At 68.9% G+C, this 15,457-nt stretch carries 16 protein-coding genes; 11 read left to right on the forward strand and 5 right to left on the reverse strand.

The annotated features are described in order from the left end of the window. Positions 1-46: 46 nt before the first annotated feature. Both dprA and L3N39_RS01110 read right to left on the reverse strand, forming a co-directional pair. Positions 47-1,144, reverse strand: a complete 1,098-nt coding sequence (gene dprA, locus L3N39_RS01105; RefSeq protein ID WP_237255373.1) for a DNA-processing protein DprA — start codon at positions 1,142-1,144, stop codon at positions 47-49. An 85-nt stretch (positions 1,145-1,229) separates the two neighbouring features. Next, on the reverse strand, positions 1,230-2,255 hold the full coding sequence (locus L3N39_RS01110) for a LysM peptidoglycan-binding domain-containing protein (protein WP_237255374.1): 1,026 nt from the start codon (positions 2,253-2,255) through the stop codon (positions 1,230-1,232). A 146-nt stretch (positions 2,256-2,401) separates the two neighbouring features. Between L3N39_RS01110 and def the strand changes: the two genes are divergently transcribed. The 9 genes from def (at position 2,402) to L3N39_RS01155 (ending at position 10,526) form a co-directional block, all read left to right on the forward strand. After that, positions 2,402-2,908: a peptide deformylase gene (def, locus tag L3N39_RS01115; RefSeq protein WP_237255375.1), complete on the forward strand. Its 507-nt coding sequence runs from the start codon at positions 2,402-2,404 to the stop codon at positions 2,906-2,908. Positions 2,909-2,969: 61 nt separating this feature from the next. Further along, positions 2,970-3,902: a methionyl-tRNA formyltransferase gene (gene fmt, locus L3N39_RS01120; protein WP_237255376.1), complete on the forward strand. Its 933-nt coding sequence runs from the start codon at positions 2,970-2,972 to the stop codon at positions 3,900-3,902. Continuing rightward, on the forward strand, positions 3,899-5,248 hold the full coding sequence (gene rsmB / locus L3N39_RS01125) for a 16S rRNA (cytosine(967)-C(5))-methyltransferase RsmB (RefSeq protein WP_237255377.1): 1,350 nt from the start codon (positions 3,899-3,901) through the stop codon (positions 5,246-5,248). The genes fmt and rsmB overlap by 4 nt, the downstream gene beginning before the upstream one ends. Continuing rightward, positions 5,245-6,618, forward strand: a complete 1,374-nt coding sequence (gene trkA, locus L3N39_RS01130) for a Trk system potassium transporter TrkA (RefSeq protein ID WP_237255378.1) — start codon at positions 5,245-5,247, stop codon at positions 6,616-6,618. The genes rsmB and trkA overlap by 4 nt, the downstream gene beginning before the upstream one ends. 399 nt (positions 6,619-7,017) lie before the next feature. Beyond that, entirely contained in the window at positions 7,018-7,875 is an 858-nt protein-coding gene (gene ehuB, locus L3N39_RS01135; protein WP_237255379.1) for an ectoine/hydroxyectoine ABC transporter substrate-binding protein EhuB, read from the forward strand. A 118-nt stretch (positions 7,876-7,993) separates the two neighbouring features. Then, positions 7,994-8,653 carry an ectoine/hydroxyectoine ABC transporter permease subunit EhuC gene (gene ehuC / locus L3N39_RS01140; protein WP_237255380.1) on the forward strand — a complete coding sequence of 220 codons (660 nt, stop codon included), beginning with the start codon at positions 7,994-7,996 and terminating at the stop codon, positions 8,651-8,653. Then, a complete protein-coding gene (ehuD, locus tag L3N39_RS01145; protein ID WP_237255381.1) occupies positions 8,650-9,309 on the forward strand; it encodes an ectoine/hydroxyectoine ABC transporter permease subunit EhuD in 660 nt (219 codons plus the stop codon). Before ehuC ends, ehuD begins: the two co-directional genes overlap by 4 nt. Next, entirely contained in the window at positions 9,306-10,121 is an 816-nt protein-coding gene (gene ehuA, locus L3N39_RS01150; protein ID WP_284691915.1) for an ectoine/hydroxyectoine ABC transporter ATP-binding protein EhuA, read from the forward strand. Before ehuD ends, ehuA begins: the two co-directional genes overlap by 4 nt. A gap of 87 nt (positions 10,122-10,208) precedes the next feature. Continuing rightward, positions 10,209-10,526 (forward strand): tetratricopeptide repeat protein, encoded by a 318-nt coding sequence (locus tag L3N39_RS01155; protein WP_237255382.1) that lies wholly within the window; start codon positions 10,209-10,211, stop codon positions 10,524-10,526. Here the strand turns inward: L3N39_RS01155 and L3N39_RS01160 are convergent. The 3 genes from L3N39_RS01160 to L3N39_RS01170 are packed head-to-tail and all read right to left on the reverse strand — an operon-like array spanning position 10,513 to position 12,344. After that, on the reverse strand, positions 10,513-10,791 hold the full coding sequence (locus L3N39_RS01160; protein WP_237255383.1) for a PilZ domain-containing protein: 279 nt from the start codon (positions 10,789-10,791) through the stop codon (positions 10,513-10,515). The two genes, L3N39_RS01155 and L3N39_RS01160, sit on opposite strands and share 14 nt — an antisense overlap. A gap of 35 nt (positions 10,792-10,826) precedes the next feature. Next, the gene (locus tag L3N39_RS01165) at positions 10,827-11,714 is read right to left on the reverse strand and encodes a lysophospholipid acyltransferase (protein ID WP_237255384.1); all 888 of its coding nucleotides are present in this window, start codon (positions 11,712-11,714) and stop codon (positions 10,827-10,829) included. Between the two features lie 27 nt (positions 11,715-11,741). After that, entirely contained in the window at positions 11,742-12,344 is a 603-nt protein-coding gene (locus tag L3N39_RS01170) for a DNA-3-methyladenine glycosylase I (RefSeq protein WP_237255385.1), read from the reverse strand. Positions 12,345-12,455: 111 nt separating this feature from the next. Here L3N39_RS01170 and glyQ point away from each other — a divergent pair, with 111 nt between their 5' ends. Both glyQ and glyS read left to right on the forward strand, forming a co-directional pair. Then, complete coding sequence (gene glyQ / locus L3N39_RS01175) at positions 12,456-13,403, forward strand: glycine--tRNA ligase subunit alpha (protein ID WP_237255386.1); 948 nt, start codon at positions 12,456-12,458, stop codon at positions 13,401-13,403. Further along, entirely contained in the window at positions 13,400-15,454 is a 2,055-nt protein-coding gene (glyS, locus tag L3N39_RS01180; protein WP_237255387.1) for a glycine--tRNA ligase subunit beta, read from the forward strand. Before glyQ ends, glyS begins: the two co-directional genes overlap by 4 nt. Positions 15,455-15,457: the final 3 nt, after the last annotated feature.

The raw sequence follows: 15,457 nt of genomic DNA on the forward strand, positions 1-15,457 counted from the left end.
AATCGCCGCAGTTTAGCCAAGCCGGCCAGCGGCCGCAGCCTCAGCCTCAGCCGATGCGCGCCGACCAGAGGCCGTTGTCGTTGCCGACCCGGCCCTCGATCTCCAGTTCGGTCAGCTGCGCCAGCACCTCGGCCAGCGGCCGGTCGACGGCCACGGCCAGCGCCTCGCTGCTCAGGGCGCCGGCCAGCAGCTGGCGCAGCAGCGGATGCGCTGCGGCCGCACCGGCGCTGCTCGGCGGCGCGGCCGGGGCGAGCTGCTGCCAGCCACGCAGGCCCTGCAGCACGTCCTCGACGCTTTCCACCAGGGTCGCGCCGTCACGGATCAGCTGGTGGCAGCCGCGCGCCCCGGGATGGTGGATCGAGCCAGGGATGGCATAGACCTCGCGGCCCTGTTCGGCGGCCAGCCGGGCCGTGATCAGCGAGCCGCTGGAGGGGCTGGCCTCGACCACCAGCACGCCGAGCGACAGGCCGCTGATGATGCGGTTGCGCCGCGGAAAGTTGCTGGCCTGCGGGGCGCAATCCAGCGGCAGTTCCGAGACCAGCGCGCCACCGCCCGCGATGATGGCCTCGGCCAGGCGCAGATGGCGGCGCGGATACAGCCGCTGCAGCCCGGTACCGAGCACGGCGACCGTCTTGCCGCCGGCATCCAGCGCGCCCTGGTGGGCCGCGCCGTCGATCCCCAGCGCCAGCCCGCTGGTGATGCTGAAGCCGGCACCGGCCAGGCTACGGGCGAACGCCGCGGCATTGTCCAGGCCAGGGCGCGAGGCCCGCCGGCTGCCGACCATGGCCAGCTGCGGCGTTTCCAGCAGCGCGGGGTCGCCCTCGACGAACAGCAGCGGCGGCGCATCCGGCAGTTCGGCGAGCAGGGCCGGGTAGCGCGGGTCGTCCCAGGCCAGCAGGTGCCGATGCGGCTGCTCCAGCCAGGCGAGGGCGGCGCCGGCCCGCTCGCGAATCCCGGCGCTGCGCCGCGGTTCGGCACAGCTGGCCGGCAGGCCCAGCGAGCGCCAGGCGGCGGCCGGCGCGCTCAGCGCCGAGCAGGCGTCAGGGAAGGCACTGAGCAGGCGCTGCAGGCGCCGCGGGCCGAGTTCGGGAAGCAGGTGAAGGCGCAGGCGCGCCTCGAGTTCGGCGGGGGAAATGCGGTTCATGGCGGGACATTCCTTGTCCGGGGCGGCGCATCCGCGCGCCGTCATGCAGAAACAGCGAGCCCCGCATCGGCGGGGCTCGGGACCATCAGGGGTTGCGCAGCTTGTCGTTCACCGCCAGTGAGCGGGTGGCCTGCAACACCAGGCCGTAGCTGAGCTTGTCGTAGGTGCGGAACACCATGAGCAGGCCGGCACGCTCGTCGGGAACCTTGACGTTCTCGCCGGTCACCCGGTCGCGCACCGTCTCGCCGGTCTTGTACACGGCGAGCACGTTGCCCTCGGCGAGGCCGTCGCGCGCCCCCTTGTTCAGGGTCACCACGTCGAGCTGGCCGATCTGCGTGACGCCGCGCGGCACGTCGATGATCAGGCCGTCGATCTCGCTGGCCGGCGCGCTCGGCATGAAGGTGGAGTTGACCGCGCGCTCCTCGCTGGCGAACAGGCGGTCGCCGATGCGCGCTTCCTGGGTGGTGCGGGTCAGTTCCAGCGTGGCGATGTCGCCTTCGGTCTGCTGGACCTCGACGGTGCCGACGTCATCGGCATTGATGCCGAGGAACTCGCCGGTATTGGGGTCGGTGTAGCTCTTGCCCTGGCGGAAGATGCCGTAGACCGGAATCTCGGCGGAGAAGTCGCCGCGCCCGTAGATGCGGTCGCCGGCGCCGCTGATCACCCGCTCGGCGTTGCCGGCGACGATGTAGGGCGCAGCCAGGAACTCTTCCTGCGAATCGATGATGCGGTTGCTCAGCAGGAAGCTGTTGATCGCCTCCAGCGGGATGGTCGGGATGGCCTCGGCCATCGGCGTGGTGCGCACGCCCGGCGACAGCTTGATGGTGCCGCGGCTGGCGCCACGGTTGAGCATCAGCCGTGGCTGGCCATCGACGTAGACCAGGCTCAGGCTGTCGCCGGGGTAGATCAGGTGCGGATTGTCGATCTGCGGGTTGGCGTGCCAGAGTTCCGGCCACTTCCAGGGCTGGCGCAGAAAGCGCGCGGAGATGTCCCAGAGGGTATCGCCTTTCACTACCGTATAGCGCTGCGGATAGCCTTCCTTGAGCTGGACGTCGGCCTGGGCGAGCCCGCTGGCGGCCACCAGCAGCAGGGCGAGTAGTGATTTCCTCATATGGTGAATCCCTTTATGATGTGCCTTCGCCTGAGGCGCCCAGCGCCGCAAACCCTTGTAGAACGCGGCGTCTAGCCGGTTCCGAAGCTGCCGGGCATCTTATCAGCGGCTTTTGACTTTATTCCATAAGTGCATCACAAACGCATATGGCCATTCTGAACATCCTTGAGTTTCCCGATCCGCGGCTGCGCACCATCGCCAAGCCGGTGGAGGCGGTGGACGACGCCCTCCGCCAGCTGATCGACGACATGTTCGAGACCATGTACGACGCCCCGGGCATCGGCTTGGCGGCGACGCAGGTCAATGTGCACAAGCGCGTGGTGGTCATGGACCTGTCCGAGGACAAGTCCGAGCCGCGGGTCTTCATCAACCCCGAGTTCGAGCCGCTGACCGACGAGATGGACCAGTACCAGGAGGGCTGCCTCTCGGTGCCGGGCTTCTACGAGAACGTCGACCGGCCGCAGAAGGTGAAGGTCAAGGCGCTGGATCGCGATGGCCAGCCCTACGAGCTGATCGCCGAGGGCCTGCTGGCGGTGTGCATCCAGCACGAGTGCGATCACCTCAACGGCAAGCTGTTCGTCGACTATCTTTCCAGTCTCAAGCGCGATCGGATCAAGAAAAAGCTGGAAAAGCTGCACCGGCAGCAGGCCTGACCGCCCCCCTGAATCAGCCAAAAGGCTTGCTCCGGCAAGCCTTTTTCGTAGCGAGTCCCCCATGCGTATCGTCTTTGCCGGCACTCCCGAATTCGCCGCCCAGCACCTCCAGGCCCTGCTGCAGGCCGGCCGCGAGGTGGTCGCCGTGTACACCCAGCCGGACCGCCCCGCCGGGCGCGGGCAGAAGCTTGCACCCAGCCCGGTCAAGCAGCTCGCCCTGCAGCACGACATCCCCGTGCTGCAGCCGCCGACCCTGCGTGAGCCGGCGGCCCAGGCCGAGCTGGCCGCGCTGCAGCCGGACCTGATGGTGGTGGTCGCCTATGGCCTGATCCTGCCGCAGGCGGTACTCGACATCCCGCGGCTGGGCTGCATCAACAGCCATGCCTCGCTGCTGCCGCGCTGGCGCGGTGCCGCGCCGATCCAGCGCGCGATCGAGGCCGGCGACCGCGAGAGCGGCGTCACCGTGATGCAGATGGAGGCGGGGCTGGACACCGGGCCGATGCTGCTCAAGGTCGGCACGCCGATCAGCGCCGAAGACACCGGCGGCAGCCTGCACGATCGCCTGGCCGTGCTCGGTTCCCAGGCGGTGGTCGAGGCCGTGGGCAGGCTGGCGGCCGGCGAGCTGCGCGGCGAGGTGCAGGACGACAGCCTGGCCACCTACGCGCACAAGCTGAGCAAGGACGAGGCGCGCATCGACTGGACGCGCCCGGCGCTCGAGCTGGAGCTGCTGGTGCGCGCCTTCCACCCCTGGCCGATCTGCCATAGCACGCTGGCCGGCGAAACGCTGAAGCTCCATGCCGCGCGCCTCGGCGAAGGGCAGGGCGAGCCCGGGCTGATCCTCGCCGCCGGCAAGGAAGGGCTGACCGTCGCCTGTGGCGAGGGCGCGCTGACGCTGACCCGCCTGCAACTGCCCGGCGGCAAGCCGCTGGACTTCGCCGACCTGTACAACAGCCGCCGCGAGCAGTTCGCGCCCGGCCTGGTGCTCGGCCGATGAACCCACGCCTGGCGGCGGCCCGCGCGCTGGCGGCGGTGCTCGGCGGCAAGGCATCGCTGGGCAGCAGCCTGCCCGAGGTGCTCGGCAAGGTGGACGCTCGCGACCGCGGCCTGACCCAGGAACTGGCCTTCGGCACCGCGCGCTGGCAGCCGCGCCTGGCCGGCCTGGCCAATGCGCTGCTGCAGAAACCGTTCAAGGCCGCCGACCGCGACGTCGAGGCGCTGCTGCTGGTCGGCCTCTACCAGCTGCTCTACACGCGCATCCCGGCGCATGCGGCCATCGGCGAGACCGTCGGCTGCGTCGACAAGCTGAAGAAGCCCTGGGCCAAGGGCCTGCTCAATGCCGTGCTGCGCCGGGCCCAGCGCGAGGGCGAGGCGCTGCTGGCCGAACTGGAACACGACCCGGTGATCCGCGTCGCCCACCCGCGCTGGCTGCAGAAGGCGCTCAAGGCGCACTGGCCCGAGCACTGGGAAGCCATCTGCGCGGCGAATAACGCGCACCCGCCGCTGATGCTGCGGGTCAATCATCGCCAGGCCAGCCGCGACCAGTATCTCGCCGAGCTGCAGGCCGCCGGCATCGAGGCCTTCGCCTGCCCGTTCAGCGAGGACGGCATCCGCCTGGCCAGCCCCTGCGACGTGCAGCAGCTGCCGGGCTTCGCCGAAGGGCGGGTCAGCGTGCAGGACGAGGCCGCCCAGCTGGCCGCCGCGCTGCTCGACCTGGCGCCCGGCCAGCGCGTACTGGACGCCTGCTGCGCGCCGGGCGGCAAGACCTGCCACCTACTCGAGCGCGAGCCACGGCTGGCCGGGCTGCTCGCCCTGGACCTCGAGCCCAAGCGCCTGGCGCGGGTGCGCGAGAACCTCGAGCGCCTGCAGCTCGGCGCCGACCTGGTCGTCGCCGACGCCCGTGCCACGGCGCAGTGGTGGGACGGCCGGCCGTTCCAGCGCATCCTGCTCGATGCTCCCTGCTCGGCCACCGGGGTGATTCGTCGCCACCCGGACATCAAGCTGACCCGCCAGGCCGACGACATCCCGGCGCTGGCCGCGCTGCAGGGCGAGATGCTCGATGCACTGTGGCCGACCCTGGAGGTCGGCGGCGTGCTGCTCTACGCCACCTGCTCGGTGCTGCCGACCGAGAACCGCGAGGTGATCGGCGCCTTCCTCGCGCGCACCCCCGGCGCCCGCGAGCTGGCGCTGCCGCCTGGCTTCGGCGTGCCGCAGGCGCATGGCCGGCAGCTGCTGCCGCAGGCGGACGGGCACGATGGCTTCTACTACGCCAAACTGATCAAGATCGCCGCGCAGCCACGCGGCGAGGCAGGCGATAACGCCGTTTCGGGAGTCCAGTCTTGAAGATCATCATTCTCGGTGCCGGCCAGGTCGGCGGCACCCTGGCCGAACACCTGGCCAGCGAGGCCAACGACATCACCGTGGTCGACACCGATGGCGACCGCCTGCGCGACCTGGGCGATCGCCTGGACATCCGTACCGTGGTCGGCCGCGGCTCCTTTCCCACCGTGCTGCGCCAGGCCGGCGCCGACGACGCCGACATGCTGGTGGCGGTGACCAACAGCGACGAGACCAACATGGTCGCCTGCCAGGTCGCCTACAGCCTGTTCCACACGCCGACCAAGATCGCCCGCGTGCGCGAGGCGGCCTACCTGGTGCATTCGGGGCTGTTCCAGAACGAAGCCATCCCGGTGGACGTGCTGATCAGCCCGGAGCAGGTGGTGACCAACTACATCAAGCGGCTGATCGAGCACCCCGGCTCGCTGCAGGTGATCGACTTCGCCGGTGGCAAGGCCCAGCTGGTGGCCGTGCGCGCCTACTACGGCGGCCCGCTGGTCGGCCAGGAACTGCGCCAGCTGCGCCACCACATGCCGAACGTGGACACCCGCGTCGCCGCGATCTTCCGCCGCAACCACCCGATCCTGCCGCAGGGCGATACGGTGATCGAGGCCGACGACGAGGTGTTCTTCATTGCCGCGCGTGGGCACATCCGGGCAGTGATGAGCGAGATGCGCCGGCTCGACGAGAACTACAAGCGCATCGTCATCGCCGGCGGCGGCCACATCGGCGAGCGCCTGGCCGAGGCCATCGAGAGCCGCTACCAGGTCAAGATCATCGAGATGAACCCGGCGCGCTGCCGCTACCTGTCCGACACCCTGGACAGCACCATCATCCTGCAGGGCAGCGCTTCGGACCGCGCCCTGCTGGAGGAGGAAAACATCAACGAGGCGGACGTGTTCCTCGCCCTGACCAACGACGACGAGGCCAACATCATGTCGTCGCTGCTGGCCAAGCGCCTCGGCGCGCGCAAGGTGATGTGCATCATCAACAACCCGGCCTACGTCGACCTGGTACAGGGCGGCGAGATCGACATCGCCATCAGCCCGCAGCTGGCCACCATCGGCACGCTGCTGACCCACGTGCGCCGCGGCGACATCGTCAGCGCGCACTCGCTGCGCCGCGGCGCGGCCGAGGCCATCGAGGTGGTCGCCCACGGCGATGCCCGCTCGAGCAAGGTGGTCGGCCGCGCCATCGGCAAGGTCGCCCTGCCGCCGGGCACCACCATCGGCGCGGTGATCCGTGCCGAAGAGGTGCTGATCGCCCACGACGACACCCTGATCGAGTCTGGCGACCACGTGATCCTGTTCCTCACCGACAAGCGCCACATCCGCGACGTCGAACGGCTGTTCCAGGCCGGCCTGACCTTCTTCTGATCCCTTCTGCGCGCCACCGCCACGCCCCGGGCTGACGTCCGGGGCCTGCCTAGCGGCGGGCGGTGCCATCCACCGCCCACCGCCATCGTTTAATTCCTTCAATCGATCAGCCTGCCCCAGCGCTCGGCCGCCGCTTGGCGGCATTCAAGCCAATCGCATCCGATCGCCTCAATTGACCACGCGATTTCCCATCTCGGTTCGTTTTTTGTACCCTGCCGAAGGACATTCGCGAGGCCATCACCGTCGCCAACGATTATCCAAAGCTATCGAACGGTCGGAAGGAAGGCACCTTTTCCATATACGGAAGGTCTCTCTTTCCAGCTCGTCCCCCCTTAAGACAGCGCCTCCTACGAATAACGATCCGCTCGCGGGTCTCTACAAGGAACAGGAGAACTTCCCATGAGGATCAGCACCATCCCGTCAAACACCCGCCGGTTCCTGATCGGTTGCAGCGCCCTGGCGAGCATCCTGATCGGCAGCCAGAGCCAGGCCGATACCCTGGAAGACATCAAGCAGGACAGCCGGGTCCGCATCGGCTACGCCAACGAAACCCCCTTCGCCTACACCGCACTCGACGGCAAGGTCACCGGCGAATCGCCGGAGATCGTGAAGAAGCTCTTCGAACGCATGGGTGTCGAGACCATCAAGCCGGTCCTGACCGAGTGGGGTTCGCTGATTCCGGGCCTGCGCGCCGGCCGCTTCGACCTCATCGCCGCCGGCATGTACATCACCCCCGAGCGCTGCAAGCAGGTGATCTTCACCGACCCGCACTACCGCCTGCTCGACACCCTGCTGGTCGCCGAAGGCAACCCCAAGGGCCTGCGCAGCTACGAGGACATCGCCAGGGACCCGGCGGTGAAGATCGCCATCATGTCCGGCACCGTGAACCTCGGCTATGCGCGCAAGGCCGGCATCAAGGATTCACAGATCCTCCAGGTCCCCGACACCACCTCGCAGCTGCAGGCCGTGCGCACCGGGCGCGCCGATGCCGCGATCGGTACCCAGCTGACCATGCGCGGCCTGGCCGACAAGGCCGGCGGCCAGGTCGAGGCCATCGCCGACTTCCAGGACGACCCGGCGCGCGCCGGCTACGGCGCGCTGGCCTTCCGCCCGCAGGACGCCGCCCTGCGCGACGCGGTCAACGCCGAGCTCAAGCAGTGGCTGGGCAGCGACGAGCACCTGGAGACCGTGAAGGCCTTCGGCTTCGACCGCTCCAACCTGCCGGACAAGACTGCCGAACAGCTCTGCGCCGGCTGAACCGCCGGGGCGCCAGCGACGGCGCCCCGTCCTGCAAGCGGCCGCCCGCCAGCCGAGTCCCCGCCCATTCCCGCGGGCGCGCGACGCGGCCCGGACCGCCCACTACCGGAACCCGGTCATGATCGAACTCCTTCCCCTGCTGCTGGAAGGCACCTGGGTGACCGTGAAGGTCACCTTCTGGGGCTCGCTGCTGGCGATCCTCTGTGCCCTCGTCGGCGCCTTCGGGCGGCTCTCGCCGGTCGCCCCGCTGCGCTGGCTGGCGACCGCCTACATCGAGGTCTTCCGCGGCTCGTCGCTGCTCGTGCAGCTGTTCTGGCTGTATTTCGTGCTGCCGATGCCGCCCTTCGAGGTGGAACTGAGCGCCTTCGCCGTGGCGGTGCTCGGCCTGGGCCTGAACATCGGCGCCTACGGTGCCGAGGTGCTGCGCGGCGCGATCCGCTCGGTCAACCCCGGCCAGCACGAGGCCTGCCAGGCGCTGAACATGCCGCCAGCCACACGCTTTCGCCGCATCATCCTGCCGCAGGCGCTGCTGGCAGCCATTCCGCCGGGTACCAACCTGCTGATCGAGCTGCTGAAGAACACCTCGCTGGTGTCGCTGATCACTCTCTCCGACCTGGCCTTCCGCGCCCGCCAGCTGGACCAGGCGACGCTGATGACCCTGGAGATCTTCGGCGCGGCGCTGCTGATCTACTTCGTCCTGGCGCAGCTGATCAACGCGCTGATGCGCCTGCTGCAGCGACGCCTGGCGCGCGGACAGGCGCGGGGAGGGCTGGCATGAGCTTCTTCGACTGGACCTTCGCCTGGCAGATCCTGCCGCGCCTGCTCGACGCCTCGCTCGCGACCCTGGGCATCGCCCTGGCCGGCTTCGCCATCGCCGTGGTGCTCGGCCTGTTCCTCGCCCTCGGCCGCCGCAGCCGCCTGCGTTGGCTGGCCTGGCCGATCGCCGGGCTGATCGAGTTCATCCGCAGCACACCGCTGCTGATCCAGGTGTACTTCCTGTTCTACGTGCTGCCCAACTACGGCTTCCAGCTCAGTGCCCTGCAGGCGGGCATCCTCGGCATCGCCGTGCACTACGCCTGCTACACCGCCGAGGTCTACCGCGCCGGCCTGGATGCCGTGCCACGCGCGCAGTGGGAAGCCGTCACCGCGCTGAACATGCGGCCCTGGACCGCCTACCGCGACGTCATCCTGCCGCAGGCGCTGCGTCCGGTGCTGCCGGCGCTGGGCAACTACCTGATCTCGATACTCAAGGACACGCCGGTGCTGTCGGCGATCACCGTGGTGGAAATCATGCAGCGGGCCAAGAACATCGGCTCGGAGAGCTTCCGCTACCTGGAGCCGATCACCCTGGTCGGCCTGTTCTTCCTCATCCTCAGCCTCGGCCTCGCCTGGTTCGTGCGCCGCCTGGAACAACGAATGGAGCCTGTCCGATGAACACCGCCCCGCAGATGCCACTCGCCGCCCCCGCAGCGCAGCCGATGGTGCGCTTCGCCGGCGTGACCAAGCGCTACGGCGAGCTGACCGTGCTCGACCAGCTCGACCTGGACGTCGCCCCCGGCGAGAAGGTCGCCATCATCGGCCCCAGCGGCTCGGGCAAGTCCACCCTGCTGCGCGTGCTGATGACGCTCGAGGACATCGACGACGGCGTGATCGAGGTCGACGGCGAGCCGCTGACCCACATGTCCGGGCCGGACGGTGCGCTGGTACGCGCCAGCAGCCGTCATCTGCGGCGCATGCGCGGCAAGGTCGGCATGGTGTTCCAGAGCTTCAACCTGTTCCCGCACATGGATGCGCTGCACAACGTGATGGAGGCGCCGGTGCAGGTGCTCGGCCTGCCCAAGGCCGAGGCCCGCGAACGCGCCGAGGAGCTGCTGGCGATGGTCGGCCTGCAAGACAAGCTCGAGCACTTCCCGGCGCAGCTCTCCGGCGGCCAGCAGCAGCGCGTGGCGATCGCCCGGGCGCTGGCGATGCGCCCGCAGGTGATGCTGTTCGACGAGGTGACCTCGGCGCTCGACCCGGAACTCTGCGGCGAGGTGCTCAACGTGATCCGCCGCCTCGGTGACGCACACAACCTGACCATGCTGATGGTGACCCACCAGATGGGCTTCGCCCGCGAGTTCGCCGATCGCGTGTGCTTCTTCCACCAGGGCCGCATCCACGAGCAGGGCACGCCGGAAGCGTTGTTCGGCGATCCGCAGCAGGAGCGCACCCGCGAGTTCCTCAGCGCGGTCAACGAAGCCCACTGACGCGACGGCGAGGCGCAGCCTGCCTGTTTGCCGGCGCTGCGCTTTTCACTAAAGTGAAGGCTCGCCGAGCCAGATTGCAGGTGCGCCATGCTCGAATCACTGGAAAAAATGCTCGCCCAGGGCATCGACAACCCCATGCTGCGCCTGGGCCTGGGCAAGGGTTACCTGGATGCCGATCAGCCGGGCCGGGCGGCCGAGCACCTGCGCCGCTGCGTGGAGCTCAACCCACGCTACTCGGCGGCGTGGAAGCTGCTGGGCAAGGCCTTGCAGGCCGCCGGCGACGTCGAGGGTGCCCGCCAGGCCTGGGAGCAGGGCATCGCCACCGCCGCGGCGCAGGGCGACAAGCAGGCCGAGCGCGAGATGAGCGTGTTCCTCAAGCGCCTCGGCCGGCTCACGCCGGATTGAGCGGGTCGTCGACGAAGCTCAGGCCGGCACCCTCCTCATCCACCCGAGTGACCCGCAGGCGCAGCACCGGCGCGGGGATCGGCAGGTCCTGCAGCTGGCCGCTGACGATCGCCCCGGGCGCCAGGCCGGCCAGTTGCGGATGGTGGACATAGACGCCAGCGTCGGACAGGTCGCGGGTCTGCCCGAGCAGCTCGCCGAAGGATTCGTGACGGATCAGGATGCGCGCCCTGAGCGGGGTTCGCGGATGCTGGCGCTGGTTGCTCATGCTGGACGTCCTTGTTGTTGTTCTGCCAGCGGCGCTCAGTACCAGCGCGGCTCGCCGGGCGGGCGCTTCTTGAAGCGCTTCATGGTCCACATGTACTGCGTCGGGTAGGCACGCACGTACTTCTCGATCATCGCGCTCATGGCCGCCACGCCGGTCTCGGCGTCCTCGCTGTACATGCCCTCGGGCGCGGCCTCGAGGATCACCCGGTAGCCCGAGCCATCCTCCAGGCGCACGGCATGCAGGAACACGCCGACCGCCTTGCCGCCGGCCAGCATGCCGGGGACGAACTTGCTGGTCAGCGCCTGGATGGCGAGGAAGGGCACGAACAGGCCGCTGCCTTCGCTGGGCTCGGGGTCGGCGGGAATGCCCACGGCGCCGCCGCGGCGCACTTCCTTGATCACGCTGAGGATGCCCTCGCGGGTCGAGGGCGCGACGCGGTTGCCCAGTTGCACGCGCTGGCGCTGCAGCAGCTCGTCCACCGCCTTCAGCTTGGGCCGGCGATAGAAGATGATCGGCTTGCACTGCGCGCAGTAGAAGTGGTTGAGCACTTCCCAGTTGCCCAGGTGGCTGGTGATGCCGACCACGCCCTTGCCCGAGGCCAGCGCCTGCTCCAGCACCTCCAGCCCCTCGACCTGCTTGACCAGGGCGAGGGTCTTGTCCGCCGGCCAGATCCAGGCGCAGGCACTCTCGGTGAAGGTCTTGCCGATGCCCTTGAGGCTCTTGCCCAGCAGGCGCTCGCGGGCCTGTTCGTCGAGATCGGGAAAGCACTTGCCGAGGTTGATCCGTGCCACCTCGCGCGAGCGATTGGGCAGCTTCCACATCAGCCAGCCGATCGCCGCGCCGAGCGCCTGCACCAGCGGCCAGGGCAGCAGTGCCACCAGCCGCAGCACCCAGACCACCACGGCACCTTTGAGTTTTTCCACGCCGGACTCCCGAACAAAAGCGCTAGTTTACCCGCTTGCACCCGGTGCGCGACCGGCCCGCGGCACGTCGTCGCCATCGGGCCTGGCGAGGTCCGCATGCCGCTCGCAGTCGAGCAGATGATCCATGACCATCCCGCAGGCCTGCATGTAGGCGTAGCAGATGGTCGGGCCGACGAAGCTGAAGCCGGCGCGCTTGAGCGCCTTGCTCATGGCCGCGGCTTCGGTGGAGACGGCCGGCACCTGATCGATGCGCGCGAAGCGGTTGATCTGCGGCCGGCCGTCGACGAATGCCCAGAGGAAGGCCGCCGGGTCCTCCAGGGCCAGCCAGGCCCGGGCGTTGCTGCGCGCCGCCTCGAGCTTGCGGCGGTTGCGGATGATGCCCGGATCCTGCATGAGCGCGTCGATCTCGGCATCGCTCATGCTCGCCAGGCGCGCGGCATCGAAGCCGAACAGCACCTGCCGGTAGCGCTCGCGCTTGCGCAGCACGGTGATCCACGACAGGCCGGCCTGGAAGCCCTCGAGCAGGAGGAATTCGAAGAGCACCTGCGGGTCACGCGTGGGCACGCCCCATTCCTCGTCGTGGTAGCGGATGTACAGCGGATCGTCGCTGCACCAGGCGCAACGGGGCATGCTTTCCTCGCATCGCAGGCGGCCGGCCAGGCGGGCCGAAACAATCGCAACCACAGGCGGGCCGCGGGTATACTTCGAGGCTTTCTGTCGAAGCCCAGCACAGGTGAAATTTTGAGCCAGACTACGCCTGCCGTGCGCACCTTCCAAGACCTGATCCTCGCCCTGCAGAGCTACTGGGCCGAGCAGGGTTGCGTGGTTCTGCAGCCCTACGACATGGAAATGGGCGCCGGTACCTTCCACACCGCCACCTTCCTGCGCGCCATCGGTCCGGAGACCTGGAACGCCGCCTACGTCCAGCCCTCGCGCCGCCCGGCCGACGGCCGCTACGGCGAGAACCCCAACCGCCTGCAGCACTACTACCAGTTCCAGGTGGTGTTGAAGCCCAACCCGGACAACATCCAGGACCTCTACCTCGAGTCGCTGCGCCGCATCGGCGTCGACACCAGCGTGCACGACGTGCGCTTCGTCGAGGACAACTGGGAATCGCCGACCCTCGGCGCCTGGGGCCTGGGCTGGGAAGTCTGGCTCAACGGCATGGAAGTCACCCAGTTCACCTACTTCCAGCAGGTCGGCGGCGTCGAGTGCTACCCGGTCACCGGCGAGATCACCTACGGCCTCGAGCGCCTGGCCATGTACCTGCAGGGCGTCGACTCGGTGTACGACCTGATCTGGGCCGACGGCCCGTTCGGCACCGTGACCTATGGCGACGTGTTCCACCAGAACGAGGTGGAGCAGTCGACCTACAACTTCGAGCACGCCAACGTCGACAAGCTGTTCGAACTGTTCGATTTCTACGAGAGCGAAGCCAACCGGCTGATGGGCCTGGAGTTGCCGCTGCCGGCCTACGAAATGGTGGTCAAGGCCTCGCACACCTTCAACCTGCTCGACGCGCGCCGCGCCATCTCGGTGACCGCGCGCCAGCAGTACATCCTGCGCGTGCGCAGCCTGGCGCGCTCGATCGCCCAGAGCTACCTGCTGGCCCGGGCCCGTCTCGGTTTCCCGATGGCGACTCCCGAACTGCGTGACGAAGTGCTGGCCAAGCTGGAGGCTCAAGAATGAGTGCATTGGATTTTCTGGTCGAACTGGGTACCGAAGAGCTGCCGCCCAAGGCGCTCAAAAGCCTGGGCGATGCCTTCCTCGCCGGTATCGAGAAGGGCCTGAAGGACGCCGGTCTCGGCTATGCCGGCGCCCGGGTCTTCGCCGCGCCACGCCGCCTGGCGGTATTGGTCGAGCAGCTGGCGACCCAGCAGCCGGATCGCAGCGTCAACCTCGACGGCCCGCCGCTGCAGGCCGCGTTCAACGCCGAGGGCGAGCCGACCCAGGCTGCCCTGGGCTTCGCCCGCAAGTGCGGCGTGGACCTGGCCGAGATCGACCGCAGCGGGCCGAAGCTCAAGTTCAGCCGCACCATCGAGGGCCAGCCGGCCGCCCAGCTGCTGCCGGGCATCGTCGAGACCTCGCTCGCCAACCTGCCGATTCCCAAGCGCATGCGCTGGGCCGCACGCAAGGACGAGTTCGTCCGCCCGACCCAGTGGCTGGTGATGCTGTTCGGCGAGCAGGTGCTCGACTGCGAGATCCTCGCCCAGCGCGCCGGTCGCGAATCGCGCGGCCACCGCTTCCACAGCCCGGCTCAGGTGCATATCTCCAAGCCCTCCAGCTACCTTGAAGACCTGCGCGGCGCCCATGTGATCGCCGACTTCACCGAGCGCCGCGAGCTGATCGCCAAGCGCGTCGAGCAGCTGGCGGCCGAGCAGAACGGCACGGCCATCGTGCCGCCGGCGCTGCTCGATGAAGTGGCCGCGCTGGTCGAATGGCCGGTGCCGCTGGTCTGCTCGTTCGAGGAACGTTTCCTCGAGGTACCGCAGGAAGCGCTGATCGCCACCATGCAGGACAACCAGAAGTATTTCTGCCTGGTCGACGCCGACGGCAAGCTGCTGCCGCGCTTCATCACCGTGGCCAACATCGAGTCGAAGGACCCGGCGCAGATCGTCGCCGGCAACGAGAAGGTGGTGCGCCCGCGCCTGACCGACGCCGAGTTCTTCTTCAAGCAGGACAAGAAGCAGCCGCTGGAACGCTTCAACGAGCGGCTGAAGAACGTGGTGTTCCAGGCCCAGCTCGGCACCGTGTTCGACAAGGCCGAGCGCGTCTCGCGCCTGGCCGGGCTGATCGCCGAACGCACCGGCGGCGACCGGGCGCGCGCCTCGCGTGCCGGCCTGCTGTGCAAGGCCGACCTGGCCACCGAGATGGTCGGCGAATTCCCCGAGATGCAGGGCATCGCCGGCTACTACTACGCGCTGCACGAGGGCGAGCCTGAGGACGTGGCGCTGGCGCTCAATGAGCAGTACATGCCGCGCGGCGCCGGCGCCGAGCTGCCGGGCACGCTGACCGGCGCCGCGGTGGCGGTGGCCGACAAGCTCGACACCCTGGTCGGCATCTTCGGCATCGGCATGCTACCGACCGGCTCCAAGGACCCCTACGCGCTGCGTCGCGCCGCCCTCGGCGTGCTGCGAATCCTCATCGAGAAGCAGCTCGACCTCGACCTGGTCGAGGCGGTGAACGTCGCCATCGGCCAGTTCGGCGACAGGGTCAAGCAGCAGGGTCTGGCCGACCAGGTGCTGGAATTCATCTTCGATCGCCTGCGCGCGCGCTACGAGGACGAGGGCATCGACACCGCCGCCTACCTCGCGGTGCGTGCCGTGCAGCCGGGCTCGGCGCTGGACTTCGACCAGCGCGTGCAGGCGGTGCAGGCGTTCCGCCGGCTGCCCGAGGCCGAGGCGCTGGCCGCGGCCAACAAGCGCGTATCCAACCTGCTGGCCAAGTTCGAGGCCAGGCTGCCCGAAGCGGTCGAGCCGCGCTGGTTCGACAACGCCACCGAGTTCTCGCTGTACTCGGCGATCCAGCAGGCCGAGCAGGCGGTACAGCCACTCGCCGCCGCCCGCCAGTACCGCGAGGCGCTGGAACGCCTGGCGCACCTGCGCGGTCCGGTGGATGCCTTCTTCGAAGCGGTGCTGGTCAACGCCGAGGACGCTTCGGTTCGCGCCAATCGCTATGCCCTGCTGGCCCGGTTGAGAGGACTGTTCCTTGGTGTCGCCGATATTTCCGCACTTGGCTAAACC

The sequence above is a fragment of the Pseudomonas oligotrophica genome (assembly GCF_021726475.1).
GTDB lineage: Bacteria > Pseudomonadota > Gammaproteobacteria > Pseudomonadales > Pseudomonadaceae > Stutzerimonas > Stutzerimonas oligotrophica.